Annotated in this window: 22 protein-coding genes; 10 read left to right on the top strand and 12 right to left on the bottom strand. The window is 63.4% G+C overall.

The genetic code is table 11. The annotated features are described in order from the left end of the window. Window positions 1-141 precede the first annotated feature (141 nt). Window positions 142-1,209 carry a ParB/Srx family N-terminal domain-containing protein gene (locus CH268_RS12825; RefSeq protein WP_094664449.1) on the top strand — a complete coding sequence of 356 codons (1,068 nt, stop codon included), beginning with the start codon at window positions 142-144 and terminating at the stop codon, window positions 1,207-1,209. A 30-nt stretch (window positions 1,210-1,239) separates the two neighbouring features. On the opposite strand, the gene CH268_RS12830 is transcribed toward CH268_RS12825, so the two are convergent. Beyond that, window positions 1,240-1,896 (bottom strand): DedA family protein, encoded by a 657-nt coding sequence (locus CH268_RS12830; protein WP_094664451.1) that lies wholly within the window; start codon window positions 1,894-1,896, stop codon window positions 1,240-1,242. 170 nt (window positions 1,897-2,066) lie between these two features. Here CH268_RS12830 and CH268_RS12835 point away from each other — a divergent pair, with 170 nt between their 5' ends. Continuing rightward, a complete protein-coding gene (locus CH268_RS12835) occupies window positions 2,067-3,287 on the top strand; it encodes a sensor histidine kinase (RefSeq protein ID WP_255182381.1) in 1,221 nt (406 codons plus the stop codon). After that, complete coding sequence (locus CH268_RS12840) at window positions 3,278-3,922, top strand: response regulator (RefSeq protein WP_094623249.1); 645 nt, start codon at window positions 3,278-3,280, stop codon at window positions 3,920-3,922. The genes CH268_RS12835 and CH268_RS12840 overlap by 10 nt, the downstream gene beginning before the upstream one ends. Before the next feature lie 9 nt (window positions 3,923-3,931). Here CH268_RS12840 and CH268_RS12845 read toward each other — a convergent pair whose 3' ends face one another. From CH268_RS12845 to CH268_RS12855, 3 genes are read right to left on the bottom strand one after another with little or no spacing between them, the layout of a single operon-like run. Then, entirely contained in the window at window positions 3,932-4,588 is a 657-nt protein-coding gene (locus tag CH268_RS12845; RefSeq protein ID WP_094664455.1) for a nitroreductase family protein, read from the bottom strand. Window positions 4,589-4,595: 7 nt separating this feature from the next. Continuing rightward, a complete protein-coding gene (locus tag CH268_RS12850; protein WP_094664457.1) occupies window positions 4,596-5,582 on the bottom strand; it encodes an alpha/beta fold hydrolase in 987 nt (328 codons plus the stop codon). Between the two features lie 12 nt (window positions 5,583-5,594). Next, window positions 5,595-6,014 (bottom strand): EVE domain-containing protein, encoded by a 420-nt coding sequence (locus CH268_RS12855; protein ID WP_255182382.1) that lies wholly within the window; start codon window positions 6,012-6,014, stop codon window positions 5,595-5,597. A gap of 219 nt (window positions 6,015-6,233) precedes the next feature. On the opposite strand from CH268_RS12855, the gene CH268_RS12860 reads away from it, so the two are divergent. Then, entirely contained in the window at window positions 6,234-7,436 is a 1,203-nt protein-coding gene (locus tag CH268_RS12860; RefSeq protein ID WP_094664459.1) for a vWA domain-containing protein, read from the top strand. Between the two features lie 45 nt (window positions 7,437-7,481). On the opposite strand, the gene CH268_RS12865 is transcribed toward CH268_RS12860, so the two are convergent. Further along, the gene (locus CH268_RS12865) at window positions 7,482-8,120 is read right to left on the bottom strand and encodes an isochorismatase family protein (protein ID WP_094664461.1); all 639 of its coding nucleotides are present in this window, start codon (window positions 8,118-8,120) and stop codon (window positions 7,482-7,484) included. A gap of 122 nt (window positions 8,121-8,242) precedes the next feature. On the opposite strand from CH268_RS12865, the gene CH268_RS12870 reads away from it, so the two are divergent. Both CH268_RS12870 and CH268_RS12875 read left to right on the top strand, forming a co-directional pair. Continuing rightward, window positions 8,243-9,223, top strand: a complete 981-nt coding sequence (locus tag CH268_RS12870; protein WP_094664463.1) for a GlxA family transcriptional regulator — start codon at window positions 8,243-8,245, stop codon at window positions 9,221-9,223. Further along, the gene (locus tag CH268_RS12875; RefSeq protein ID WP_176457937.1) at window positions 9,220-10,056 is read left to right on the top strand and encodes an adenylate/guanylate cyclase domain-containing protein; all 837 of its coding nucleotides are present in this window, start codon (window positions 9,220-9,222) and stop codon (window positions 10,054-10,056) included. The genes CH268_RS12870 and CH268_RS12875 overlap by 4 nt, the downstream gene beginning before the upstream one ends. A gap of 198 nt (window positions 10,057-10,254) precedes the next feature. On the opposite strand, the gene CH268_RS12880 is transcribed toward CH268_RS12875, so the two are convergent. Further along, window positions 10,255-12,492 carry an NADP-dependent isocitrate dehydrogenase gene (locus CH268_RS12880; RefSeq protein ID WP_094623253.1) on the bottom strand — a complete coding sequence of 746 codons (2,238 nt, stop codon included), beginning with the start codon at window positions 12,490-12,492 and terminating at the stop codon, window positions 10,255-10,257. Window positions 12,493-12,732: 240 nt separating this feature from the next. Between CH268_RS12880 and CH268_RS12885 the strand changes: the two genes are divergently transcribed. From CH268_RS12885 to CH268_RS12895, 3 genes are all read left to right on the top strand, one after another. Beyond that, the gene (locus CH268_RS12885) at window positions 12,733-14,109 is read left to right on the top strand and encodes an NAD-dependent succinate-semialdehyde dehydrogenase (RefSeq protein WP_094664465.1); all 1,377 of its coding nucleotides are present in this window, start codon (window positions 12,733-12,735) and stop codon (window positions 14,107-14,109) included. A gap of 68 nt (window positions 14,110-14,177) precedes the next feature. Next, on the top strand, window positions 14,178-14,474 hold the full coding sequence (locus tag CH268_RS12890) for an antibiotic biosynthesis monooxygenase family protein (protein ID WP_094664467.1): 297 nt from the start codon (window positions 14,178-14,180) through the stop codon (window positions 14,472-14,474). 47 nt (window positions 14,475-14,521) lie between these two features. Next, window positions 14,522-15,391 (top strand): alpha/beta fold hydrolase, encoded by an 870-nt coding sequence (locus CH268_RS12895; RefSeq protein ID WP_094664469.1) that lies wholly within the window; start codon window positions 14,522-14,524, stop codon window positions 15,389-15,391. Here the strand turns inward: CH268_RS12895 and CH268_RS12900 are convergent. Further along, a complete protein-coding gene (locus CH268_RS12900) occupies window positions 15,388-16,740 on the bottom strand; it encodes a cytochrome P450 (RefSeq protein WP_094664471.1) in 1,353 nt (450 codons plus the stop codon). The two genes, CH268_RS12895 and CH268_RS12900, sit on opposite strands and share 4 nt — an antisense overlap. A gap of 85 nt (window positions 16,741-16,825) precedes the next feature. On the opposite strand from CH268_RS12900, the gene CH268_RS12905 reads away from it, so the two are divergent. Further along, entirely contained in the window at window positions 16,826-17,443 is a 618-nt protein-coding gene (locus tag CH268_RS12905; protein WP_176457938.1) for a TetR/AcrR family transcriptional regulator, read from the top strand. A 75-nt stretch (window positions 17,444-17,518) separates the two neighbouring features. Here CH268_RS12905 and CH268_RS12910 read toward each other — a convergent pair whose 3' ends face one another. The 5 genes from CH268_RS12910 to CH268_RS12930 form a co-directional block, all read right to left on the bottom strand. Next, window positions 17,519-18,883: an acetamidase/formamidase family protein gene (locus tag CH268_RS12910; RefSeq protein WP_094664475.1), complete on the bottom strand. Its 1,365-nt coding sequence runs from the start codon at window positions 18,881-18,883 to the stop codon at window positions 17,519-17,521. Between the two features lie 89 nt (window positions 18,884-18,972). Further along, window positions 18,973-19,413 (bottom strand): hypothetical protein, encoded by a 441-nt coding sequence (locus tag CH268_RS12915; RefSeq protein WP_141215041.1) that lies wholly within the window; start codon window positions 19,411-19,413, stop codon window positions 18,973-18,975. 209 nt (window positions 19,414-19,622) lie between these two features. Further along, window positions 19,623-21,311, bottom strand: coding sequence for an ABC transporter family substrate-binding protein (locus CH268_RS12920; protein WP_032384933.1), 1,689 nt, complete (start codon window positions 21,309-21,311; stop codon window positions 19,623-19,625). 37 nt (window positions 21,312-21,348) lie between these two features. After that, window positions 21,349-23,250 carry an ABC transporter ATP-binding protein gene (locus CH268_RS12925; protein ID WP_094664479.1) on the bottom strand — a complete coding sequence of 634 codons (1,902 nt, stop codon included), beginning with the start codon at window positions 23,248-23,250 and terminating at the stop codon, window positions 21,349-21,351. After that, window positions 23,243-24,163, bottom strand: coding sequence for an ABC transporter permease (locus CH268_RS12930; protein WP_027497844.1), 921 nt, complete (start codon window positions 24,161-24,163; stop codon window positions 23,243-23,245). The genes CH268_RS12925 and CH268_RS12930 overlap by 8 nt, the downstream gene beginning before the upstream one ends. Window positions 24,164-24,174 lie beyond the last annotated feature (11 nt).

Consider the following 24,174-nt stretch of genomic DNA (forward strand, 5'->3'; position numbering starts at 1 on the left):
CTCGCGTACGCGATGTTGCGCGAGGATCGCTGACGCACATCATGCGACGTTCACCTCCGCGTCGGTTCCCCGACACCGGCCGGTGACCGCGGTGCGACAGTCTCGGAAAACTTCACTTTCCGAACCCTGGGAGTTTCACGAATGGCATCGCGTCGCAGAGCTGCTCTACTGGGCATCCTCGCACTGATCTCTGTCGTCTCCACGTCGATGGGCGGCGTCGCCACTGCCGCGCCGGCACGGACGGCGTCGCCGCTGTGTCAGGTTGCGGACCTGCTCCCCAGTGGATCGTCGTCTGGCCTCGGTTACCAATGTGCCGAAGCCGGTGCGCTTCTCGATCTGCCGATCGGTGATGTCCGCGCGACGCAACCCTCACTCGGGTACGACGAGGTGTACTACAAGCTCGGTCGCTACACGCTCGGCAAAGACGAGATCAACAAGAAGTTCGACGACTGGTGCGAGGCCAACGGCCAGGAGGAGGCCGCCTCGGCATCGCCTGGTGCGCGACTGGACAATCCGTCGTCGTTCACCTGCACAGTCCCCGTCGGGCAGGAAACGCCCGACACCATCGCGCCCATGAAGACCGTCGTCATCGGGCCGGGCGGCGTGCCATACCTGACCGACGGACACCACACGCTGACCTCGTTCTACGAAACAGCCGACGGTGGGCCGAATCTGCACCTTCGTCTGCGGGTGGTCGCCAATCTCAGCGATCTGAGCCCTACCGACTTCTGGGCTCGGATGGAAGCCGAGAAGTGGGTGTGGAACTACGACGTCGACGGCAACGAGGTTCCGGTGGAGCAGCTTCCGTCGGGAGTCGGCCTCGCCAAGTTCCAGAACGACAAGTACCGCAGCCTGATGTACTTCGCCCGCGACATCGGCTTCAGCCCCGGCACTATCCCCTTCCAGGAGTTCTATTGGGGCGCATGGGTTCGCGACTCCGGAGCCGTCGACATCAGCGGCTGGGACAGCAACAACCTGGCGAGCTACCTGAGCACCGTCGAATCGCTCTCGCGCGCTCAGGTGGCGGCCCCGAAAGACACAGTCATCGACAGCGGCCGCACCGCAGCGGAACTCGGCGCACTGGGCGCATGGAACGACGGCAAAGCAGCCACCAAGGGTGAGTTCGGCAAGCTCTCGGCACCGTACTCGGCCGACAAGCCCGGCAAGCTGGCCTACGCCTTGCAGTACAAAATGGGGCTGCCCCGATAGGTGCATGTCAGGTCGCCGGGGCCGGCGTCGTCATACACCGGCCTGGCGGCGAGACCGCAACCGCAGGGCCACGAAGGCGACGAAGGCAATGGCGACCGTCACGATAACGATTTTCTGCAGGATCTCGGCGTACGAGTCGACCAGGTGCCAGTTCTCGCCGAGCTTGTATCCCGCGGTGACGAAAATGGTGTTCCAGATGAGACTCCCAATGGTGGTGAGTAGAAGGAACTTCGCCATTCCCATCCGCTCGATCCCGGCCGGCAGGGAGATGAAGCTACGAAAGAGCGGGATCATTCGGCCGAGCAGAACTGCCTTCGAGCCGTGCTTGGCGAACCATGCCTCCGAGCGGTCGAAGTCGCTGGCCTTGATCAGGGGAATTCGCGCTACCAATGCCCGTGTGCGCTCGCGTCCGATGAGCGCACCCACCGCGTAGACGATGACCGCACCCAGTACCGAGCCGAGCGTCGTCCAGAAGAGCGCAGCACCGAAAGAGAACGCTCCCTGACTGGCCGAGAACCCGGCAAGTGGGAGAACGAGTTCGCTCGGGATCGGCGGGAACAGATTGTCGGCACCGACGACGACCGCTGCGCCGGGGCCGCCAAGGGCATCCATGACGCCGACCGCCCACCCGGCCAGTCCGTCGAGAGTGCTGGTTTCTGCTGCTGTAGCAATCAATATGTTGGACATGGCAATTCCCTTGTTCGTCTATGTTTCCGGTCGTGAAGGACACGGAAAACGCTACGAACTATGTGGATGCGGGACATCGAGGAAAACCGTCGCCTGCCGCGGGGCTATCTGCACGGATGTGTGTGGTTTACCGCAGTGTCAGCGGCCACTTGCTCGGATACGCTGCTCGTGTGCTGGCCAACCGTGACGTCTACTCACCCGAGCAGGCTGATCGCGCGTCGATCGGCTCACTTCTACGGCGCTGGCTCACGGCACTTTCCGGAGTTCTGCTCGGAATCTTCACCGCGATCGCGGCTCTGTTGTTCTCCGTGGCGGCTTTACTCGCCCTAGCACTGGTGCGTCTCCTCGGCCGGTGGGGAGACCCAATACGGACGGCCGTAGACGAGACTGCATTGATGCTGTCCGACTTCGAGATCCGGCGGATCACACGCTTTCACGGCGCGTTCTCCACGGATGCGGCGGCCCCTCGTCGCTGCCGCTGGTATCTCGGAATTCGTTGGCCTATCGGGCTGCTCGGGCTCGGCGTGATTCTCCTCCTGACGCTGTGTCTCGTCGTCGCCGGATCGATGGTCTCGGCATGGACTGTCAGCGGCAACTGGGGCTTGATCGAGGACTCGAACCGCGTCGACGGCGGACTCATCGCCACAGCCGCACTACCCGGAGTCCTGCTGATTTTCGTCGCGGCAGTCGGAGTGGCGGGGGTGGGATCTCTCGATCGCTGGTTCGTCATCCAGGTACTCGGCCGGCAGTCGGATCGGTTGCTGCACCACCGGGTTGCCGAGCTGACGAGCACCCGCGATCATGTCGTGGACGCTATCGACGACGAACGCCGACGCATCGAGCGTGACCTGCACGACGGCGTGCAACAGCACCTGGTTGCTTTGGGAATGCTCGTCGGCCGGGCTCGCCGCGCTGAAGATCCCGACAAGGTGCACGAACTCCTCCGCCAAGCCCAGGTCGCCTCGCAGGGAGCGATGGACGAGCTGCGCGAGGTTGCCAACCGGGTGTATCCGATCGCACTCGACAAGGACGGCCTGCGTCCAGCTCTCGAGGCGCTGGCCGAGCGGTCCGGTGTGCCCGTTCGACTCTCGTACGAACTGACAGAGAGGTTGCGCCCCGCTGTGGAAACAGCCGTCTACTTCGTCATCTCGGAGGCGGTGACCAACGCAGCCAAGCATGCCTCCCCGAGATCGTTGGAGGTCGACGTCACTCAACAAAAGTTCGATCGCGTACTGGCAACCATCACCGACGACGGGTCCGGTGGTGCCGATCCGTCCGGCACCGGATTGTCCGGACTGGCCCGCCGCGTCGCTGCCATGGATGGCACCCTCACCGTGGACAGCCCGGTCGGCGGCCCGACCGTTGTGACTGCGAGCATCCCATGCGCGTGATCGTCGCGGAGGACTCGACGTTGCTGCGTGAGGGCCTGGTCCGTCTGCTGGTCGACGAAGGCCATGACGTGGTCGCGTCCGTGGGCGACGCCGACGCGCTCCTGGCTGCCGTGGAACTGGATCATCCCGACATCGTCGTCACCGACGTTCGGATGCCTCCAGGCAACAGCGACGAGGGGCTGCGGGCAGCATTGACCATTCGCAGTCGATGGCCGGAGGTGGCAGTGCTCGTGCTCTCCCAGTACGTCGAAAACCGCTACGCGGCAGAGCTGATCAGTGGGCCAGGAGGCAAGGTCGGGTACCTGCTGAAGGACCGAGTCGCGCAGGTCGACGAGTTCCTGGACGCCCTCGACAGAGTTGCCGGCGGCGGGACTGCCTTCGACCCGGAGGTGGTGCGCCAGCTGTTGTCTCGCACCACCCGATCCAATCCCCTCGAACGACTGACGCCGCGCGAGCGCGATGTGCTCGAGCTGATGGCGCAAGGTCTCACGAACGCCAGAATCGCCGCTGGTCTGTTCATTTCGGTGAGCTCGGTCGAGAAACACATCAACGCCGTGTTCGACAAACTCGGATTGGCGAACTCGACTGGTATGAGCCGACGCGTGATGGCGGTGGTGGCCTACCTGCGCACCTAGCCGGGCCGACTACCACCGATCGACGTGCAGCACTGTCTCGATCGGATCCCTGGGCGCGACCTTGAAGGTCTCCCCCGTGTAGTAGGCAGTCGGAATCAGTGCGCCTTGATGGAAGCCTTCGGGAATGCCGAGCAGTTCGGAGATCTCGGCTTCCTTCGCGAGATGGATTGTCGTCCACGCTGTTCCGAGTCCACGCGCCCGAGCAGCCAGCGCGTAGTTCCACACCGCAGGCAACAACGAGCCCCATAAACCGGCCTGATTGCCGGATGGAAGCGTCTTCCCTGCCTTGATGCACGGAATCAGCAGCACGGGAACTTCACCCATGTGCTCGCCGAGCCAACCGGCACTGTCGCCGACGCGCTTCTGAACCGATGCGCGTTCGGGATCGTCCGCGAACAAGGCCGAAGCGGATTGCTTCGATGCCTGGTACTCGGCGAACAGTTCGCCGTAGATCGCACCGATGCGGGCACGAAGATCAGGATCGGTGACGACGATCCACTGCCACCCCTGCTTGTTCGAGCCGGACGGGGCCTGCAGCGCGATCTCGAGACATTCCTTGATCAGCTCCATTGGCACCGGCCGCGTCAGGTCCAGACGCTTACGCACGGTTCGCGTCGTAGTCAGCAGCTCGTCGGGAGTCAGATCAACGATCGGGAAAGAAGTCACCCTTCGATCATGCACCATTCGGCCTCTGCAGGGCCCGCTTGGTCAATTCCTCGTTCGCAGCGTCCCATCGCGCCGCCATGGACAGTCCCCCGTGCCCGTCGCCCTCATCGATGACGAGTGTCGACCCGGGCCAACGTCGGTGTAGATGCCACGGCGTGACAGCGGGTCCGGAAACATCCTTTCGGCCATGGATCAGGACGCCCGGAACATCTCGCAGACCGTCGGCACGATCGAGCAAGGGTGGATCGCAGAACCCGTCGTGCGACCAGTAGTGCGCGGCCAGCCGCACGAAGGCCAGTCGGAACCGGTCGTCATCCCATCGCGGATTGCGCCGAACGCCATCGGTACCGATCGAGATGTGGATGTCCTCCCACAGCGCCCATTCCCGAGATGCGCTGTCTCGCAACGTCAGATCGTTCGAATTGAACAGGCGGTTGTACGCGTCGACGATTCGGCCCTCACCGCGTCGATAGCCGACTCCGGCCTGCTCGGCAAATGTGGCGAAACGATCCCACGCCTCCGGGAAGACCGCGCCGACCCCCTCCGTAATCCAGTCGACCTCAGCCCTACCTGTCGTCGTGACAGCAACGAGCACCATGCCGAGAACCCTTGTCGGATGCGCGAGAGCATAGGCAAGAGCAAGAGTGGATCCCCAGGACGCGCCGTTGACGATCCACGCCTCGGCGCCGAGGTGCACACGCAGCGCTTCGATATCGGCAATCAGATGCGCAGTGGTGTTGGTAGCCAACGACGTCGAGGGATCCGACGCGTGCGGGGTCGACCGGCCGCACCCGCGCTGCTCGAATCCGATAGCTCGAACACGGGACAGGTCGAAGTGACGACGAAACTGACTGGAGTTCAGGGTCCCGCCCGGTCCGCCGTGCAAGTAGACCGCCGGGACGCCGTCGGACGGACCCCATTGCTCCCAGTAGACGCTCTGTCCGTCCCCGACATCGAGCACTCCGTGCAGTGTCGGTTCTTCCTCCGGTGTCATAGCGCCATCACATCATTCGAGAGGCAGCATCTGTCGGATCACTGCCCACGCGGACGCGTCGACCCATGAGGGATTGGACTGCTGCGGCGACCGGAACACCTCGAGCGTCGACAGTTCCGCAACGGCCTGCAGATCCGACGCGAGGATCGGCTCATCGAACAGCGTGATGTTCGTCGAGACCTTCCACTGGGGGCCGGGGACCGGGGTGCCGGTCAACCGACCCGCACCCCAGATCCCGCGCCGCGGGTGGCTGCTGACCCAGAACAACACCGGCTGCCCAGGTGCCATCAGACGAGTTCGATAGTTGTTCGCGACGCACCAATTCTCGTGCGCACGTCCGGCTTCGACCATTGGTGCGAGGTCGGTCTTGTGCGGATTGCACTTGATCACCCATGCGCCGAGCGTCTGGTCCGTTATCGCGCGTGCCGTCACACTCGCCATCGTAATGACAAACTGGGCGACAGCGTCGTTGCCCTGCGCTGGGTCAACTGCCAACCCACCTGGTGTGGATGGCAGCACGTTGGGATCTCCCACTCGCCGGCGACGCCGGTCTGACATTCATTCAGGCGGCGGCTTTCGCACCAGCTCGTGAACCATTTCGTGCCGCCACTAGTCTGGCCTGATGTGTTCCAGCGACACCGAAAGGACACTATGACGACCCTGATACGAGGCGGGAATGCCCTGATCGAGGCACGAGCGTTCGAGGTCATCGTCGACGATGCCAACGGTGTCGACCTACTTGCGTTCCAGGTGAACACGGGTCGAAAAGTACGCAACGACGACGACTTCGTGTTCTTCAATCAGCCATCGTCGCCCGAGGGCGCGGTCCGGCTGTCATCGACGCGGTCGTTGAGCATCGACCTGCGTCTCGTGCCCACCGATGTCGAGGCCATCGTCGTTGCGGTTGCATCGGACAGCGCACTGTCGACTCGCGCCGGAATGACCGTCAGGTCGAGCGACATCGTCAGTCCAGCATCGGGTTTGACGACGGAAACTGCAGCAGTTCTGGTCGAAATCTATCGCCGCGGCGACGACTGGAAGGTGCGCAACGTGAGCGCCGGCTGGGACGCGGGCTTTGCCGATCTCGTCCGCGAACACGGGGTCGACGTCGAGGACACCGATACCCTGACAGTGCGTTCCGTAGCGGGCGAGGAACAGCTCTCGATGGTCAAACGCGAGAAGCTCGATCTCCGCAAGAAACATGTACACAAGGTGTTGCTGACGAAAGATGCTGTGGGACTGCGGGCTCGGATCATTCTTGTCATCGACAAAACCGGCAGCATGAGTAAGCAGTACTCGACGCGCGTAGTGCACAGAGTTGTCGAACGAATGGTTCCGGTTGCAACCCAGCTCGACGACGACGGCGAGCTCGAACCCTACCTTTACGGCTCGTGGTACGCGCAGCTGCCAGTCATCACCGTCGCCGACACAGATTCCTGGGCCGACACCTACCTCCACCTGTACGGCCACCATGGCGGCATCGACTACTCGTCGATCGGCGGAACCAACGACGAACTGCCGATCATGAATCAGATCCTGTCCACGGTCGTCTCTCGTCAGCCCACGTTGGTGCTGTTCTTCACCGACGGTGGCTTCACCAAACGCGGGCCGATCGCGAGCTTCATGCGGACGGCGTCGAGCGCGCCCATCTTTTGGCAGTTCATCGGTGTCGGCAAAGCGAACTACGGCGTTCTCGAAAGGCTGGACACCATGGAAGGCCGGCTCATCGACAACGCCGGGTTCTTCGCGCTCGACGACATCGACAAAGTCTCCGACGCCGAGCTGTACGAACGAATCCTCAGCGAATTCCCGGAGTGGATACGTGCAGCTCGGGCGGCGAAGATAATCGACTGACGACGGACACCCGATCTGATGGAAATGAGACCGCCTGTCGTGGACTCAGGCGGTACCAACCGCGTCATTGCCTTGCGCAGCCGAGACCACCAGATTGTTTGCCGTGAGCCCGTTTCCGTTCTTGACCGCGTCGATCCACTGGTCGGTCGTCGCCACCGCTGCGAAATTGGACTGGTAAAGCACCATCAGCGCCTTGTGGAGTTGTTCGGCTGAGACTGTCCCCGCCTCGTTCGAGAGGTTGATCGCGCCGGTGGCGTCGGACAGAATCTCGACGGCCAGGTCCAGCGCTTCGGCGTCGGCGCTGGTGGCGAGATCGCAGTTGTTGGTCATGTATCCGACGATCGTGACGGTGTCGACATTGTTGCCCTGCAACCACTTCGCCACGTCGGTGCCAGCGAAGACGCTGCTGTACTGCTTCTCGACCCGCTCGAAGGATGGCTGCACGACGGCCTGAATGTCGGGATGCAGTTCGTACGTCGGGGTTCCCTTGACGAAAGCAGGCGAGCCCTCGGGCATCTCGTGCTGCACGATGGCCACCGGAACATCCTGCGCCACAGCCGCTTCGATGGTACGAACGATGTTGGCCAGCGACTCGTCGCGAGGCGGGTACTGAATCTTCAGAACTCCCTCGAAGTATTCCTGCTGTACATCGATGACGATGAGGGCTCTACGCGGTGCAGTCATGAACGTTCTCCTTCAGGTGGCGTATTCGGTCGATACCCATACTTCGGCACCGACCTTGCGTTCACGAGTGGCACGGATGCATACTTTCGATGAAATTGCGCCAATTCGTCGATCGGAGATTCATGCGCATCGCGCTGTACGTGTTCGACGGCATCACCATGTTCCACCTCGCCGCGCCGTTGATGGTGTTCGGCGAGGTGACGCGCCTCGGGCTGGCCCCCGACTGGGAGACGCGGGTGTGGTCCGACGAGCCAGGGTCGATCCGCACCGAGGAGGGCTTCCCCGTCGGCGAGATCGAAGGCCCCGACATCGCCGATTGGGCCGACATCGTGATCGTGACGTCGTGGCCGGAGTCGTTGCCACACATCGGCACTCACCTGTCCACCGCTCTTCGAGGCGCTCACCGACGGGGAGCCCAAATCGCGGGATTGTGTCTGGGGTCGTTCGCCGTCGCCGACACCGGACTGCTCGCCGGACGTCCCGCCGTCACCCATTGGTCCAAGATGACAGAACTGCGCGATCGCAATTCGCAGATCGGCCTCGACGAGTCCGTGCTCTACATCGACCACGGTGACGTCATGACCTCCGCGGGCACGGCGTCGTCGATCGATTCCTGCCTGCACATAGTCCGCAAACACCTCGGCGCGGCAGCAGCAACGCGGGTGGCACGCAGCCTCGTCGTCGCACCGCATCGAGACGGCGGTCAGGCGCAATACATCGAACGGCCGGTGATCGAGGCATCCGAGGACTCCGCGATCGCCGACGTCCAGAGCTGGGCGCTGGAGCGACTGGCCGAGCCCCTGCCGATCGAGCGCCTTGCCGAGCGGGCACGCATGAGCCGGCGCAGCTTCATCCGGCAATTTCAGTATGCGACGGGAACCACGCCCGCGCGCTGGATACTCGACCAGCGGCTCGACGCCGCCCGCAGCCAACTCGAAACGACCGGCCACAGTATCGAGACCATCGCTGCCTCGTGCGGATTCGGCAGCGCCGTCACCCTGCGTCAGAACTTCCACTCGGCGTTCGCCGTCACGCCGACGGCCTATCGGAAGCAGTTCGCGGTGGGTTGTGCAACCACGGACACCGCCGACAGGCGAGGATGAGCAACGTGATCCTGTGGATAGTTGCCGGAGTCGAGCTCGCCGCCATTATCGCGCTCGGTGTGGTTCTCATCGTGTCTCGACGAAAGTTGAAGCACACGCGCCGAGCACTCGACCGCGCTCTCGAATCGCAGCAACGCCGTAAGCGACGTGGCCTGGTGCCCTTCGCGATCAGAACCGCCTTCCACACCACGGACCTACTCATCAACAAGGGATTCGGCGCGACCGTCCGCAACTCCGTCGAAGACCTCGCGGGCTGGGCCAAGGTCGAACGCCCCGACCTGGCACGCATGACCGCCGACGGCGACATCGTGGTCATGTTCTCCGACATCGAAGGGTCCACCGCCCGCAACGAAGAACTGGGCGACCGCGGTTGGGTGAAACTGCTCGAGAAGCACAACAAGCTGATCCGCAAACACGTCGACGACCACGGCGGACACGTGGTCAAGAGCCAGGGCGACGGTTACATGATCGCCTTCTCCGACCCGGCCGAGGCCGTGCGCTGCGGAGTGGAAGTCCAAGAAGCTCTGCTGAAGAACCCAGATCGGTGGGACCGCATCCGCGTGCGCATGGGCGTGCACGTCGGCAGCTCGGTGCGTCGAGGCGACGACCTGTTCGGACTCAACGTGGCCATGGCGGCGAGAGTGGCGAACCAAGCCGAGGGCGGAGAAATTCTTGTCAGCGAGCCGGTGCGTAACGCCATCGCCAGGGCGGACGGCCTGACTCTGGGGACGCCCCGCGACGTCGAACTCAAGGGAATGAGCGGAAGCTTTCAGTTGTATCCGGTGGCGCTGCCGGCACTTCCGAGTGCGGAGACCGGCCACGCGAGCGCATGAATGTCCCATTCACAACGTCTGAACGCGTGAATGTCGCATTGATCCCAACCGGGGGCGAACTGTAGACCCCGGACGGCTGGCGGCTGCTGCTAAGTCCGAAAGTTGTTGCCCCCGAACGAATGAATGGCCCATTCACAACGTCTGAGCGCGTGAATGGGCCATTCATCCCGAAGGGGGGTGGTGAAGCAGGCAGAAGTACTACTGCTTCGCCGACTCCAGTGCCTCGTTGAACGTCGAGGACGGACGCATCACTGCGGCGGTGGCTTCGGGGTCCGGGTAGTAGTACCCACCGATGTCGACCGGGTTGCCCTGTACCGCGTTGAGCTCGCCGACGATCTTCTCTTCGTTCTCCGCGAGGGTCTTTGCCAGAGCTGCGAAGTGCTTGGCCAGCTCGGTGTCCTCGGTCTGCTCGGCGAGTTCCTGTGCCCAGTAGAGGGCGAGGTAGAACTGGCTGCCACGGTTGTCGAGTTCACCGGTCGAGCGCGACGGCCCTTTGCTGTTTTCGAGCAGCTTGCCGGTGGCCGAGTCGAGTGCGTTGGCGAGGATGGTCGCCTTGACGTCACCGGTCTTGGTTCCCAGGTCCTCGAGGCTGACTGCGAGAGCCAGGAATTCACCCAGCGAATCCCAGCGAAGGTGGTTCTCCTCGATGAGCTGCTTGACGTGCTTGGGGGCCGAGCCGCCCGCACCCGTCTCGTAGAGTCCACCGCCGGCCATCAGCGGAACGATGGAGAGCATCTTCGCGCTGGTGCCGAGTTCGAGGATCGGGAACAGGTCGGTGAGGTAGTCACGCAGAATGTTGCCGGTCGCGGAGATGGTGTCGAGCCCGCGGATGAGACGTTCCATCGTGTAGCGGATCGCCCGTACCTGCGACATGATCTGGATGTCGAGGCCCTCGGTCTCGTGATCCTTCAGGTACTTGCGTACCTTGCCGATGAGCTCGTTCTCGTGCGGGCGGTACGGGTCGAGCCAGAAGACGACCGGCATTCCGGACTCACGGGTGCGTCGCACTGCCAAGGCAACCCAATCGCGGATCGGCGCGTCCTTGACGATGCACAGACGCCAGATGTCACCCTCTTCGACGTCCTGCGTCAGCAGAACCTCGCCCGTCGCCAGGTCGGTGATGTTCGCGACGCCACCGGCAGGGACCTCGAACGTCTTGTCGTGCGAGCCGTACTCCTCGGCCTTCTGCGCCATCAGGCCGACGTTGGGAACTGTGCCCATCGTCGTCGGATCGAACTGTCCGTTGGTCTTACAGAAGTTGATCATTTCCTGGTAGATGCGGAAGAAGGTCGACTCCGGGCTGACGGCCTTGGTGTCCTTCGGCCGACCGTCCGCGCCCCACATCTTGCCGCCGCTGCGGATCATCGCAGGCATCGACGCGTCGACGATGACGTCGCTGGGCGAATGGAAGTTCGAGATTCCGCGTGCGGAGTCGACCATCGCCAGCTCCGGACGAGTCTCGTGGCACTTGTGCAGGTCGTCGATGATCTCCTCGCGCTGCGCGCTGGGGAGTGCCTCGATCTTGCTGTAGAGGTCCGAGAGGCCGTTGTTGACGTTGACGCCGAGCTCCTCGAACAGGTCGCCGTGCTTGGCGAACGCGTCCTTGTAGAAGACCTTGACGGCGTGCCCGAAGACGATGGGGTGCGAGACCCGCATCATCGTGGCCTTGACATGCAGGGAGAACATGATGCCCGTCTTGTAGGCGTCCTCCATCTGCTCCTCGTAGAACTCGATGAGCGCCTTCTTGCTCATGAACATGCTGTCGATGACGTCGCCGTCGGTGAGCGACACCTTCTCCTTGAGGACGATGGTCTCGCCGCCCTCGGTCAGCAGCTCCATCTTGACCTCGCGGTCGCCCTCGACGGTCATCGACTTCTCGCCGTGGTAGAAGTCGCCGTGGCGCATGTGCGCAACGTGGGTGCGCGACGCCGGCGACCATTCACCCATGCTGTGCGGGTGCTTGCGCGCGAATTCCTTGACGGCCTTGGGTGCGCGGCGATCCGAATTGCCCTCGCGCAGAACGGGGTTGACCGCACTGCCGAGGCACTTGGTGTAGCGGTCGCGGATTTCGCGCTCTTCGTCGGTCTTCGGGTTCCCGGGGAAGTCGGGGATCGCGTAGCCCTTGTCCTGCAGTTCCTTGATCGCGGTCAGCAACTGCGGAACGGAGGCACTGATGTTGGGAAGCTTGATGATGTTGGTGTCGGGCAGCTGCGTGAGCTTGCCCAGCTCGGCGAGGTTGTCGGTCACTCGCTGGTCTTCGTTGAGGTAATCGGGGAACTCGGCGAGGATGCGGTTCGCAACCGAGATGTCACTGGACTCGACGTCGATGCCGGCCGCGCTGGCGAAAGAACGTATGACCGGCAGAAACGCGTGAGTCGCCAGCATCGGCGCCTCATCGGTCAGGGTATAGATGATGGTCGGCTTCTTCGCTGTCATGTTTCGCCTTTGCCTCAGTTTCGACGTCGTCTTTTGGATGCGTTCGTCCTCAACTTTAATCTTCGTTCTCGCCGCTGTGGGGGGCAGTGGGGTATCACTCCATCTGCGCATCCAAGTTACCGACCAGTAGGGCGCTCAATGGATTTCGAGACCGTGCTCGGTCCCGCCCCTGACCACCGTCGGGCCATCCGATTTGCCCGATTAGGAACAACATCGGCCTCGCCGTCCGTTGAACCGAGTATGACGACCTACAAGACTGTCAATCCTGCCGACGGCACAACCGTCAAGGAATTCGAAACTCTCGACTCGGCCGGCATCGAGCGCGCCCTCGCGGATGCGCACGCCGGTTTCCAGACGTGGCGCAAGACCTCACCCGAGCATCGCGCAGACATCCTGCACAAGGTCGCCGACCTGTATGTCGAGCGCGCCGACGAACTGGCCCGCACCATCTCGCTCGAGATGGGCAAGCCACTGACCGAGTCTCAGGGCGAGGTCGAACTGTCCTCGAACATCTACCGTTACTATGCCGACAACGGCCCCCGCTTTCTCGAGGACGAGACACTCGACGTGCCCGGAGCGGAAATCAGTGTGCTGCAGCGCAAGCCCGTGGGCGCGCTCGTCGGCGTCATGCCGTGGAACTTCCCGTACTACCAGGTAGCCCGATTTGCCGGCCCGAACCTGATGGTGGGCAACACGATTCTGCTCAAGCATGCACCGAACTGCCCGCAATCGGCATTGCTGATGGAAGAGATCTTCCGGCAGGCCGGGTTGCCCGAAGACGCGTACATCAACATCTTCGCGACCAACGAGCAGATCGCCGACATGATCGCCGACGCCCGCGTGCAGGGCGTCTCGCTCACCGGAAGTGAGCGGGCCGGAACGTCCGTAGCCGAGACGGCCGGGCGCAACCTCAAGAAGGTCGTGCTCGAGCTCGGTGGTTCGGATGTGTTCATCCTGCTCGACTCCGCGGACATGGACGCCACCGTCGAATCCGCAACCCGCGCGCGCCTGTCCAACGCAGGCCAAGCCTGTAATGCCGCCAAGCGCATACTCGTCGCCGAGGACGTCTACGACGAATTCGTCGCCAAACTGGTCACCTCCTTCGAGGCTGTGCAAACCGGCGATCCATTGGATGCCAACACCACCCTCGGTCCCCTGTCGTCGCAGACCGCTGCCGACACGTTGATCGAGCAGATCGACGACGCGGTGTCCAAGGGCGCGACACTGCTCACCGGTGGCAAGAAGATCGACGGACCGGGTGCGTACGTGCAGCCGACCCTGCTGACCGACGTCACGCCGGACATGCGGGCCTACACCGAGGAACTGTTCGGCCCCGCAGGCGTCATCTACAAGGTCCAGAACGCCGACGAGGCAATCGAATTGGCGAACTCCTCCCCCTACGGACTGAGTGGGTCGGTGTGGAGCGCAGACCTCGACAAGGCCCGGGACGTAGCAGAACGCCTCGAGGTGGGCATGGCCTTCGTCAACGAGCACGGCACCACACTGCCTGGCCTGCCGTTCGGCGGTGTGAAGCGCTCCGGCGTCGGCCGCGAGCTGGGACCGTGGGGCATGGACGAATTCGTGAACAAGAAGCTCGTCCGAGTCTCCGCCAAGTAGCCGTACTCGCCGATGCTCCCCGGGCAGTTGCTCGGGGAGCATCGCTCTGCTGCGGTCATACTGTCTCGATGATCATCGAACACGCCCTGCTGCATGTCATCCCCCACCGAACCGACGAGTTCGAAACCGCGTTCGCCGACGCGAAATCGATCATCGCGTCGATGCCGGGGTTCGTGAATCTGACCCTCTCGCAGGGCATCGAGCAACCGAACACCTACCTGCTGTTGGTGGAGTGGGAACGACTCGAAGACCACACCGACGGCTTTCGTGGTTCCGACGAGTATCAGCAGTGGAAGGCGCTACTGCATCACTTCTACGATCCGTTCCCCGTCGTCGAGCATTTTGCTCCGATGTACGAGGCGTAAGAGTTAGGTTCGTGTCTCGACCCTCTCGCCGCACCAAGGAGATTTCCGTGGCCAACGCTTCGTCGTTCGTATCCAAGCAGGACGACCTCGAGATCAGCACCTATACCTGGGCGACGTCCGCCGATCCTGCTCGCGGTGTCGTACAGATCGCACACGGGCTCGCCGAGCACGGCAGTCGTTACGCACGCTTCGCTGCCGCGCTGAACGACGCCGGCTTCCACGTCGTCGCGTCGGATCACCGCGGCCATGGCCAGTCGATCGTGGACACCCCCGGCGATTTCGGGGCCGCCGCATTCGCCGGCCTGTGGGCAGACATCGAGCAACTGGGCGAATCACTGCTGACCGACTACCCCGACCTGCCTCTGTTCTTGTTCGCTCATTCCATGGGATCCTTTGCCACCCAGCATGTTCTGATCGAGCGATCAGATCTGTACGAGGGTGTGGTGCTGTCCGGCTCGACGACACTCGACGTCCTCGCCGCCGGAATGGCCGACGCCCCCGCCGGGGACCTGAGCGTGTTCAACGCCGCCTTCGAGCACCGCACCGGTTACGAGTGGCTCTCGCGTGACGAGGCCGAGGTGGACGCCTACGTGGCAGATCCACTGTGCGGCTTCGATCTTCCGGAGTCGACGGTGCCCGCGCTGTTCGGTGAGGCCGAGAAGCTCGCCGATCCCCACAACCTGGAGCAGATCCGCTCGGACCTCCCCCTGCTCATCACGTCGGGAACGGACGACCCACTCGCCGGCGGCGGTCAGTTGATCGAGACACTGGCGTCCCGCTACCGCGAGGCCGGCATGAGCGATGTGACCGTCACCCTGTACCCCGGTGCCCGCCACGAAATCCTCAACGAGACCAACCGTGACGAGGTCACCGCCGACATCATCGGCTGGCTCACCGACCGCGCCGGATCGGTCTAACGCCGTCTCAGCTGCACGGGCTGCCCGTCCTCCGGGAAGGGCAGCGACGTGAAGTTCAGCGGTGCAACGTAATCGGGGTCGACCGTCCAGTCGAACCGCAGCAGCAAGTGATGCATGATCGTCTTGATCTCTGCCCCGGCGAAGAACATGCCGATGCATTTGTGGACGCCACCACCGAACGGCTCCCACGCATAGCGGTGCACCTTGTCCTCGCGGCGATCGGCGGCGAACCGCCCGGGATCGAATTGCTCGGGGTTGGGCCAGTACTGCTCCATGTGATGCGTGAAGTGCGGCGCGACAGAGGCATACGTTCCCGCGGGGACGAACTTGCCTTGCACCTCCGTGTCTTTCACGGCACGGCGGGCCACTACCGGCGTGGGCGAGACCAGGCGCAAGCACTCCTTCATCACCAGATCGACGTTGGTCAGCTCGTCGAGTTGCGCGAACGACGGGGAATCGGTACCCAGCGCCTCGCATTCGGCCCGGCACTTGTCCTGCCACTCCGGATGCTGGCCGAGGTACTGCATCATCGTCGACAGCGTGATCGTCGACGTGTCGTGCGCAGCCATGAGCAGGAAGATCATGTGGTCGATCACTTCGTCGTCGGAGAAGTGCTCTCCGTCGTCACCCTCGATGTGGCACAACACCGAGAAGAGGTCGTCGGTCTCGGTGGCTCGACGGGCCGGGAGGTAGCGGCGGAAGAACTGGTCGAGCACCGCTCGGCCGTCCAAACCTCGCTTCCACCGCGTGCCCGGAACCCGATAGCGCACGATCGACGTGGCGGCCTGCACGCAGGCAATGAAACTCGCATTGAGCTCCGCAATGTCGGCGTGCGTCGTTCCCTCCGCACCGCCCATGAAGATGCTCGTCGCGACGTCCAGCGTCAGCGCTTTGAGCGCCGGATAGACCTGGAAGTCGCGGCCCGGCTGCCACGCGTCCAAACCCGTTGCTGTGACTGGATTCAACGCTGCGACGGACTTGGTCAGCCGGTCCCGAGTGAAGGCCTGCTGCATGATTCGTCGATGACGTAGATGCTCTTCGGAGTCGAGCAGCATCAGCCCGCCGTGGAAGAACGGCCCGATCAACAGCGACCAGCCGTCACCGTTGGCGAACGCCTTGTCCGCGTTCTGCAGTACTTGCTGACACGCATCGGGGCCGAGAACGGTGATCCACTTCTGCCCGGCCATTGTCATCCACGAGACCTCGCCGTACTTGTCCCACCGACTACCGAGCAGCTTCAGAGGGTCGCGAATGTACTCGAGTGTGTGCCCGACGACAGGAAGACCGCCATCGCCGAACACCGGTTGGAGAACTGAATCTGCGGGTGGAGCAGCCAGAGCACGTGCCATTGTCGACCTCCGTCAATCTGACATGGTGTCATGTCAGATAAGATGTAGTCTGCGTCACAGTCACGGTCTCTGTCAAGATCTACCCATGCCCCCTACGACGCGTCGCTACAACGGCATGAGCGCCGACGACCGCGCGGCCGACCGCCGAGCGAGATTGCTCGACGCCGGCCTCGAGGTATTCGCGGCATCCGGAGCGAAGGGTGCGACCATGACCGCGATCTGCGCACACGCCAAGCTCACCGAGCGCTACTTCTACCAAAACTTCACCAGCAGAGACGACTTGCTCGAGCAGGTCGTGGAATCGGTGTCCGCCGAGATACGGACCGCAGCGCTGGATGCACTGCACTCCCCCGCCCGGACCGTCGACGAGAAGGTACACAACGCGGTGACCGCGTTCGTCGGCGTCCTGACCGAGGACCGCCGCAAGGGCCGGGTTGCGATGATCGAATCGCTGGCCGTCGACTCCCTCCGCGAATACCGACGAAAGTCCCTGCGCGGCTTCGCTCATCTGGTGGCCGAACAGTCGCGCGAACTCTACGGCGAGAAGGCCTGGCCGCAACCACAGTCCGAGATCAACGGTCTGCTCTTCATCGGTGGACTTGCCGAACTCGTGATCGCCTGGCTGAACGACGAAATCGACATCGCACCTGCAGACATCGTCGACGCCGCAACACGTCACTTCATCGCTACCGCGCACCGCTGAGGTGCGCTACGCGCAGTGGCGTGATTATGTGCCCGCAGAGGCACTTACCCGCACCACTGCGCCGCAGGCGCACTACTACCGGTCGAAGTGCGCCTTCGAGATCTGTCCGTGCACGCCGACGGTCTTGTCGACCACCTGCGAGACGGTGAAGTTCGCGGCAGCGGAGAGGTACGCATACGCCGTCGCTCGATCCATGCCGAGATCGGTCTCCAAGAAGTCGAGAGCATTGACCACAGCCCGACGCATCGCTGCGTTCAGGTCCGAACTCTGGCCGCCGACGGCCCCGTCCGGATCTGATAGGCCGATCGGAATCCACGAGTCCTCGTTCTCGGCAAAGGGATACGAGTACGCGACGGACGGCGCGTCACCGCTGCCCGCCTTGCAGACCGTAAGGCGGAAGGTGCCGCGCAGAGACCCCTCCATCGCGGTGAGCGCTACCTCACCGTCACCCATCGCCATGTGCGGATCGCCGACGTAGAACAGCGCGCCCTCCGCGAACACGGGAAGGTAGAACGTCGAGCCGACGCCGAGCAGACCGACGTCGATGTTGCCGCCGCCGAGCGTCGGGGGAATCGAGTTGGCATTCGGGGATGTCAGACCTGGGTCGCTGGCGAACGCCACGCCCATCATGCCCATGAACGGGCGCAGCGGAAAGCGCACGGCCGCATCGCCGTACCGCATTACGCCCTGCCCGTCCTCGACGGCCGTGAACGTGGACACGTTGCCGTACTGCGTCGGGTCACCCGATTTCCTGCCGTCGCTTCCGATCGGCGGCATCACCTCGTCCAGGCCGATGCCCGCCGGTGCCTCGCCGGACGCTGTGACCGCCAGAGCGCCCTTGCCGTGCCTGCTCGACACCACGCCGTACGGCACCCGCGGAACGGCCTCGAGTGTCTCGATCTTGAGAACGTCTCCGCGCTGAGCGCCCTCCACGAACACCGGACCGGTCACGACGTGCGGTCCGTCGACGTCGAAGTTGCGTACCGTCCTGTCGTATCCGCTGGCAATGTCGATGGCGTCCTGGAGGACGTCGGACTCCGAAACGCCTTTGCCGCCGAAGAATTCGACGGGATCGCGGCCCTGGTCCTCGAGAATGCCCTCGTGGCTGAGCGCATCGATGGTCACGGTCTCGCCGGACTTCATCTGCAATACCGACTCCGACTCGACGGTCGGGACGTAGCCCCACAGAACCTTGTCGACCTCGGAGCTCAGGTAGTGGTCCCCCGAGATGTCGCCCGATCCTGGGTTGAGAATGGCACCCGCGGGCGCTACCGGAGCCGATGAGCTTGTTGCCGCGATAGTGGTCGAGGACGTCGAACACGCTGCTGTAGTTGCCAAACCAGCCCCTGCGCTCATCGCTGCCACCGCCCGAATGAAGCCGCGTCGACCGATTCCTTTGCTGATCGTTTCCGCTGCGTGCTCTGCCATCGACTGCGCCATGCTGCCTCCTGAATTGTCCGAATATCGAACGTGGATCAGGGGTGTTTCTCAGCAGTTACGAACGCGCGTCACGCGAATTGCTCAGCGACTCAACTGGGGTCGCTGCCGGCGATCGCCGACCACCAGATCGCGGTGACAGCTGCCAACAGACTTACTGCCAGAAATTGTGCAAAGCCCCCACCGTCGACGATCAACCACAGCAGCCCGATGAACGGGCCGGCCACTGCTGCGGGGGCGTCGAGCATGATCCGACGACGCAGCGAACCGAATCTGGCGCTGCGCCTGCGCAGATCGGCGTCGTTGAGGCGCGGGGCATCGAGAGGTGTTCCCGGCGGTAAGGTCGATCGCCGCCGACCGGAGGGCAACGCAACGATCCCCGGTTCGACGACGAAAGCGCGGTGTCCGAGAAACGACCTACCGACCTTCGCTTCGGCGCCGGGGACCAATCCGAGAAGACCGGTGTGGAAGTACACCGGATACCAGGCCCGCCCGGCGCCCTCCTGAACCTCCACATACCCGCGCGAACGCATGCGGTGTTGAAACCGAACACGACGCAAAGCGATTCGGTTCCCAGAGCGTGCTGCGGATCGTTCGGCCAACAAGGCCGAGCCCACCGACCAACCCGTCCAGATAAGCACGACGAGCGCAACCACCAGGCCGAGCGGGGTGACGACAGCGGTCGATGCCGCGACAACCAGCGTGATTGCCGCGACACCGACCGGATATTCGAGCCCGTTGTCTATTTCAGGAACCCGACCTTCGACATGTCGATGTCGCCGAATCCTGGAGCGCCGAAGTTGGCGAGATTGGACTTCGTCGCGTAGGTGAACGGACGCTGGAACAGCGTCAGGCTGTGGCCTTCGGCCCAGATCGCCTTGTCCGCCTCGTTGTAGTCGGCGATACGTGCTTCGTCGTCGAGCTCGCCCGCAGCCTTGTCGAGTAGTCCGTTGATCTCCTCGGACCCGACCTGGCCGTAATTCTGCAGCGTGCTGCCGGGCGTCAAACGGAAGATGCCGTCACTGCTGGACGTGTACGGCGTTCCCTCCCAGGTGAAGTGGGTGACGTCGAAGGCACCCACCAGGATGTACTTCTCGAAGAAGTCGTCCGACGGCACCGCATCGATGATGAGATTGGCACCGACAGCCTTGAGGTTCTGCTGGATGATCTGCGCTTCCTGCGTCGCATTCGGGGTATCGGCCGGAATGATGTCGTGCAGATCGAGCTGCTGACCGTCCTTCGAGCGGAACTCACCGTTCATCGTCCAGCCGGCCGCGTCGAGTTCGGACTTCGCCTTCTCCGGATCGAACGTGATGTCTCCGTTGTTGGCCTGGTAGCCCTTCTGTCCGTCGACGTAGATATGACTGTTCAGCACCGTCGGGTTCGAGGTGATCTGGCCCAGCTGCGAGGTGGCCAGGTAGTCGCGGTCGATCGCCTTCATCAGAGCCAACCGGACCGCCTTGTCCGACGTGATGCGTCCGGGAGCACCGTTGAAGTCGAAGTGGCGGTACTGGGACCCGAGGCTCTGCCGCAGGTCGACGTTCGGGATACCGCGGGCAACCTTGAATGCATCTGCGCTGCTGCCCAGTTCGTAGTAGTCGATCTCGCCGCTCTGCAACGCGCCGACGGACGCTGTCGAATCGAGTGGCAGGTACGTGATGGTGTCGAGCACTGCGGGATTTTCACCCCACCAGTCCGGGTTGCGTTCAGCGACAATGCGCTTGCCACCGGGCTCGATGGTCCGGATACGGAACGGCCCTGCGGTGGCCGGCATCGTGCTCACAGATCCGGTGTTGAATGCGTCGACACTGGCCATGGACTCAGCCGGCATCAGAGGCTCGTACAACGACCGCCAGTCACCGAACTTCTCGGCAAAGGTCAGGATGACTTGCTGGTCGTTCTCGCCGCGGACGACGGACTCGACCTTGTCCCAGCCAGCGGTGCTGGACGCCTCGTAGGCCGGATCCTTACCGTTGTTGGCAGTCCACGTTGCCACGAGGTCTGTGTAGTCCAACGGACGCCCGGTGCTCCACTTGGCCTTCGGGTTGATGTTGTACGTGATGACCTGCTTGCCGTCGACCTCGGACTCGGTGATGTCGGTGAAGAAATCCGTCGCGACCGTCAGGCTTGCATCGGCTGCAGCATTGAATGCCCTCGGCATCAATGCCAGGTAGTACCGTGCCGCATCGACCGTCGTGCCATCGATTTGGTAGTAGTTGTAGTTGGTCGGCACCTGCGAGAGCGGAAAGTTCATGTTTCCGCCCTGCTGGAGATCGCTGATGGGATGCGGGTTGATCTGCGCTCCGCTCTCGAAGGACGCGGGCGCATCGGCGTTCGGCCCGGTGTCACCCGAGCTGCACCCCGCCACCAGTCCCACAGTGGTCACGGCCACCGCGATCGGGACCAGTGCCCGAAATAGCTTGGCTCTCATCAATTCACCTTTCTCAGTGTGCACGTAACCTGCAGGGTCAGATGGCGTCGGCCAGTGCTGCGGCCTCGGCGATTCGGGCTCGTTGGAGCACGGGATCGGGGATGGGGATGGCTTTGAGTAGCGCCCGCGTGTACGGGTCCTTCGGTGCGTCGAAGATCTGCTCCGTCGGACCCTTCTCGACGAACACTCCGTTGCGCATCACCGCTACTTCGTCGGCGAGGTGACGCACCACCGAAAGGTCGTGCGAGACGAACAGATACGCCAGACCGAGCTCCTCCTGCAGATCCTGCAGCAGGTTGAGCACACCCGCCTGGATCGACACGTCGAGAGCAGACACGGGCTCGTCGAGCACCAGGATCGACGGCTTCAGCGCCAAAGCCCGTGCAATGCCGACTCGTTGGCGCTGCCCGCCGGAGAACTGGGTGGGATACCGATCCGCGAGCTCGGGACGCATTCCGACGGTATCCATCAGTTCTCGAACTCGGCGGGTTCGCTCGTCGACCGGGACGCCGTTGATCTTCAGCGGCTCGGCGATGATCTCCCCCACCGGCATGCGCGGGTCTAGCGAGCCCATCGGATCCTGGAACACGATTTGGATGTGGGCGCGCAACTTTCGTTGCTCGGCGCGGCTCAGGCTGTAGGGCTCTACGCCGTTGATCTTGATCGAACCCTGCTGCGGCTCCACGAATTCCATGATCTCGAGGAGAGTCGTGGACTTTCCGCACCCGGACTCACCGACGATCGCTAGTGTGGACCCCGCATGCACATCGAAGCTGATGCCCTGCACGGCAGGCACTTCCCCAGCCCGACGCCGCAGCACGGAACCCTTGAACATCGGGTAGCTCTTGTGCAGGTCGGTCACCGACAGCACCGGAGCGTCCTTGGACACCGTCACCACCAACTCCGCCGGGGCCTCAGACCGTGGGGCACCCTCGAACTCGGCCTCCACCGACTCGGCCGTCGCCGCGTCGACGCGGATGCACGCCGCCCTGTGATTCGGGGCAACCTCGATCAACGGCGGTTCGCCCTTGTCACAGGCCTCCGTGTGCAACGGGCACCGAGGCCCGAAGGGGCATCCCGTCGGCAGGTTCACCAGGGCAGGTGGAGTGCCCTCGATGGGCACCAGCCGCTCCTGCGCGGGACGATCCGGGCGAGGCACGGAGCCGAGCAAGCCGACGGTGTAGGGCATCGACGGGTGTGCGTACAACTCGTCGACCGGCGCGGTCTCGACAGCGCGACCTGCATACATGACCATGGCCCGATCGGCCACGCCGGCAACGACTCCCAGGTCGTGGGTGATGAATACGACGCCTGCGCCGGTGACGTCGCGGGCCGTGCGCAGCAGATCCAGGATCTGGGCTTGGATCGTCACGTCGAGGGCCGTGGTCGGCTCGTCGGCGATGATGAGATCGGGATCGTTTGCGATAGCCATCGCGATGACGACGCGTTGGCGCATCCCCCCGGAGAACTCGTGCGGGTAGGACTTTGCCCGTGTTCTCGGATCGGCGATGCCGACCAGATCGAGCAGTTCCAGGGTGCGGTCGTGGACCTTCGCCTTGCTCAGCGACGGGTTGTGCACAGAGATCGCTTCGGCAATCTGGTCGCCGATGCGGTAGATGGGCGTCAACGCCGTCAGCGGATCCTGCGAGATCATCGCCACCGAACGTCCACGCTCACGCGACATTTCGCGGTCGGACAAGCCGAGCAACTGTCGCCCGTTCAGCTCGATGGATCCGGTGACACGTGCGGACTCCGGGAGCAAACCCATGACCGCGAGGGACGACACCGACTTGCCCGAGCCGGACTCGCCGACGATGGCCATGACCTCGCCCTTGTCGACCTGGTAGTCCAAGCCTCGCACTGCGGTGACGCGGCCCTCCTCGCTGGGAAAGCTGACCTCGAGTCCGCTGACCTTCAACACCGGCACTGTCTCAGCCACGTGCCTGTCCCCTCGTCGAATTCGGATCGAATGCGTCGCGCAGACCGTCGCCGACGAAATTCGTCGCCAGCACGATCAAAACCAGTGCGCCACAGCAGAACGCGAACAGCCACGGATACGTCAACGCGGACGACGTACCGTCTGCGATCAGCGTGCCGAGCGAGACGTCGGGTCGCTGGACACCGAAGCCGAAGTAGCTCAGCGATGCCTCCCCGATGATGGCGATACCCACATTGAGCGTGACGTCGACGATGAGGATGGAGGCCATCGACGGCAGCACGTGCTTGCCGATTACGCTGCTCGGTGTTGCGCCCATGTACTTTGCGGCGCGGATGAATTCGCGTTCACGTAGGGACCGCGTCATCGCGCGAATGATGCGTGAGGTGATCATCCACGCGAAGGCCGCGAGCAGCAGCACCAGGATGAAGAAGCTCTTGTCGCGGAACAACGGAGAGCAGATAGCGATCACCAGGAAGCTGGGTACGACGAGCAATACATCGGCGACCCACATCAGCGCACGGTCGGTCCAACCGCCGAAGTACCCCGCCACCGCGCCGACGACGCCGGCAAGCACCGTGGAAATGAGCGCGACGAGCATGCCGATGATCAGCGACTTCTGCAGACCGCGCAGCGTCTGAGCCAGAACATCCTGGCCGATCTGATTGGTGCCGAACCAGTGTCGTGTGGTCGGCGGCGAGTTGAGCGCGTACGCGTCGAGTTCCTCGTAGGTGAACGGGATGAAATGCGGGAGCACGAACGCGCCGACGAACATCGCGAGAAGGACCACGATGCCCACCAGCGCCGGCCGGTTACGCAGGAACCGGCGCAGCACCAACCGCCGACGGGTGATCGGGGCAGACGAATCGATCGGGCCCTCGACCGCAGCGATCTCGGGAACCACAGGTGTCGCCATCGCCGGTCCTT

This window comes from Rhodococcus sp. 06-1460-1B (genome assembly GCF_002258475.1).
In the GTDB taxonomy this organism is placed as follows: domain Bacteria; phylum Actinomycetota; class Actinomycetes; order Mycobacteriales; family Mycobacteriaceae; genus Rhodococcoides; species Rhodococcoides fascians.

Bases quoted from the DNA above. Each gene is read 5' to 3' on its own strand.
- CH268_RS12875 (WP_176457937.1), top strand. From the start codon at position 9,220: ATGAGCAACGTGATCCTGTGGATAGTTGCCGGAGTCGAGCTCGCCGCC.
- CH268_RS12865 (WP_094664461.1), bottom strand. From the start codon at position 8,120: ATGACTGCACCGCGTAGAGCCCTCATCGTCATCGATGTACAGCAGGAA.
- CH268_RS12920 (WP_032384933.1), bottom strand. From the start codon at position 21,311: ATGAGAGCCAAGCTATTTCGGGCACTGGTCCCGATCGCGGTGGCCGTG.
- CH268_RS12850 (WP_094664457.1), bottom strand. From the start codon at position 5,582: ATGACACCGGAGGAAGAACCGACACTGCACGGAGTGCTCGATGTCGGG.
- CH268_RS12880 (WP_094623253.1), bottom strand. From the start codon at position 12,492: ATGACAGCGAAGAAGCCGACCATCATCTATACCCTGACCGATGAGGCG.
- CH268_RS12840 (WP_094623249.1), top strand. From the start codon at position 3,278: ATGCGCGTGATCGTCGCGGAGGACTCGACGTTGCTGCGTGAGGGCCTG.
- CH268_RS12905 (WP_176457938.1), top strand. From the start codon at position 16,826: ATGCCCCCTACGACGCGTCGCTACAACGGCATGAGCGCCGACGACCGC.
- CH268_RS12900 (WP_094664471.1), bottom strand. From the start codon at position 16,740: ATGGCACGTGCTCTGGCTGCTCCACCCGCAGATTCAGTTCTCCAACCG.
- CH268_RS12890 (WP_094664467.1), top strand. From the start codon at position 14,178: ATGATCATCGAACACGCCCTGCTGCATGTCATCCCCCACCGAACCGAC.
- CH268_RS12930 (WP_027497844.1), bottom strand. From the start codon at position 24,163: ATGGCGACACCTGTGGTTCCCGAGATCGCTGCGGTCGAGGGCCCGATC.
- CH268_RS12825 (WP_094664449.1), top strand. From the start codon at position 142: ATGGCATCGCGTCGCAGAGCTGCTCTACTGGGCATCCTCGCACTGATC.
- CH268_RS12915 (WP_141215041.1), bottom strand. From the start codon at position 19,413: ATGCGTTCGCGCGGGTATGTGGAGGTTCAGGAGGGCGCCGGGCGGGCC.
- CH268_RS12860 (WP_094664459.1), top strand. From the start codon at position 6,234: ATGACGACCCTGATACGAGGCGGGAATGCCCTGATCGAGGCACGAGCG.
- CH268_RS12830 (WP_094664451.1), bottom strand. From the start codon at position 1,896: ATGTCCAACATATTGATTGCTACAGCAGCAGAAACCAGCACTCTCGAC.
- CH268_RS12885 (WP_094664465.1), top strand. From the start codon at position 12,733: ATGACGACCTACAAGACTGTCAATCCTGCCGACGGCACAACCGTCAAG.
- CH268_RS12870 (WP_094664463.1), top strand. From the start codon at position 8,243: ATGCGCATCGCGCTGTACGTGTTCGACGGCATCACCATGTTCCACCTC.
- CH268_RS12910 (WP_094664475.1), bottom strand. From the start codon at position 18,883: ATGGCGCAGTCGATGGCAGAGCACGCAGCGGAAACGATCAGCAAAGGA.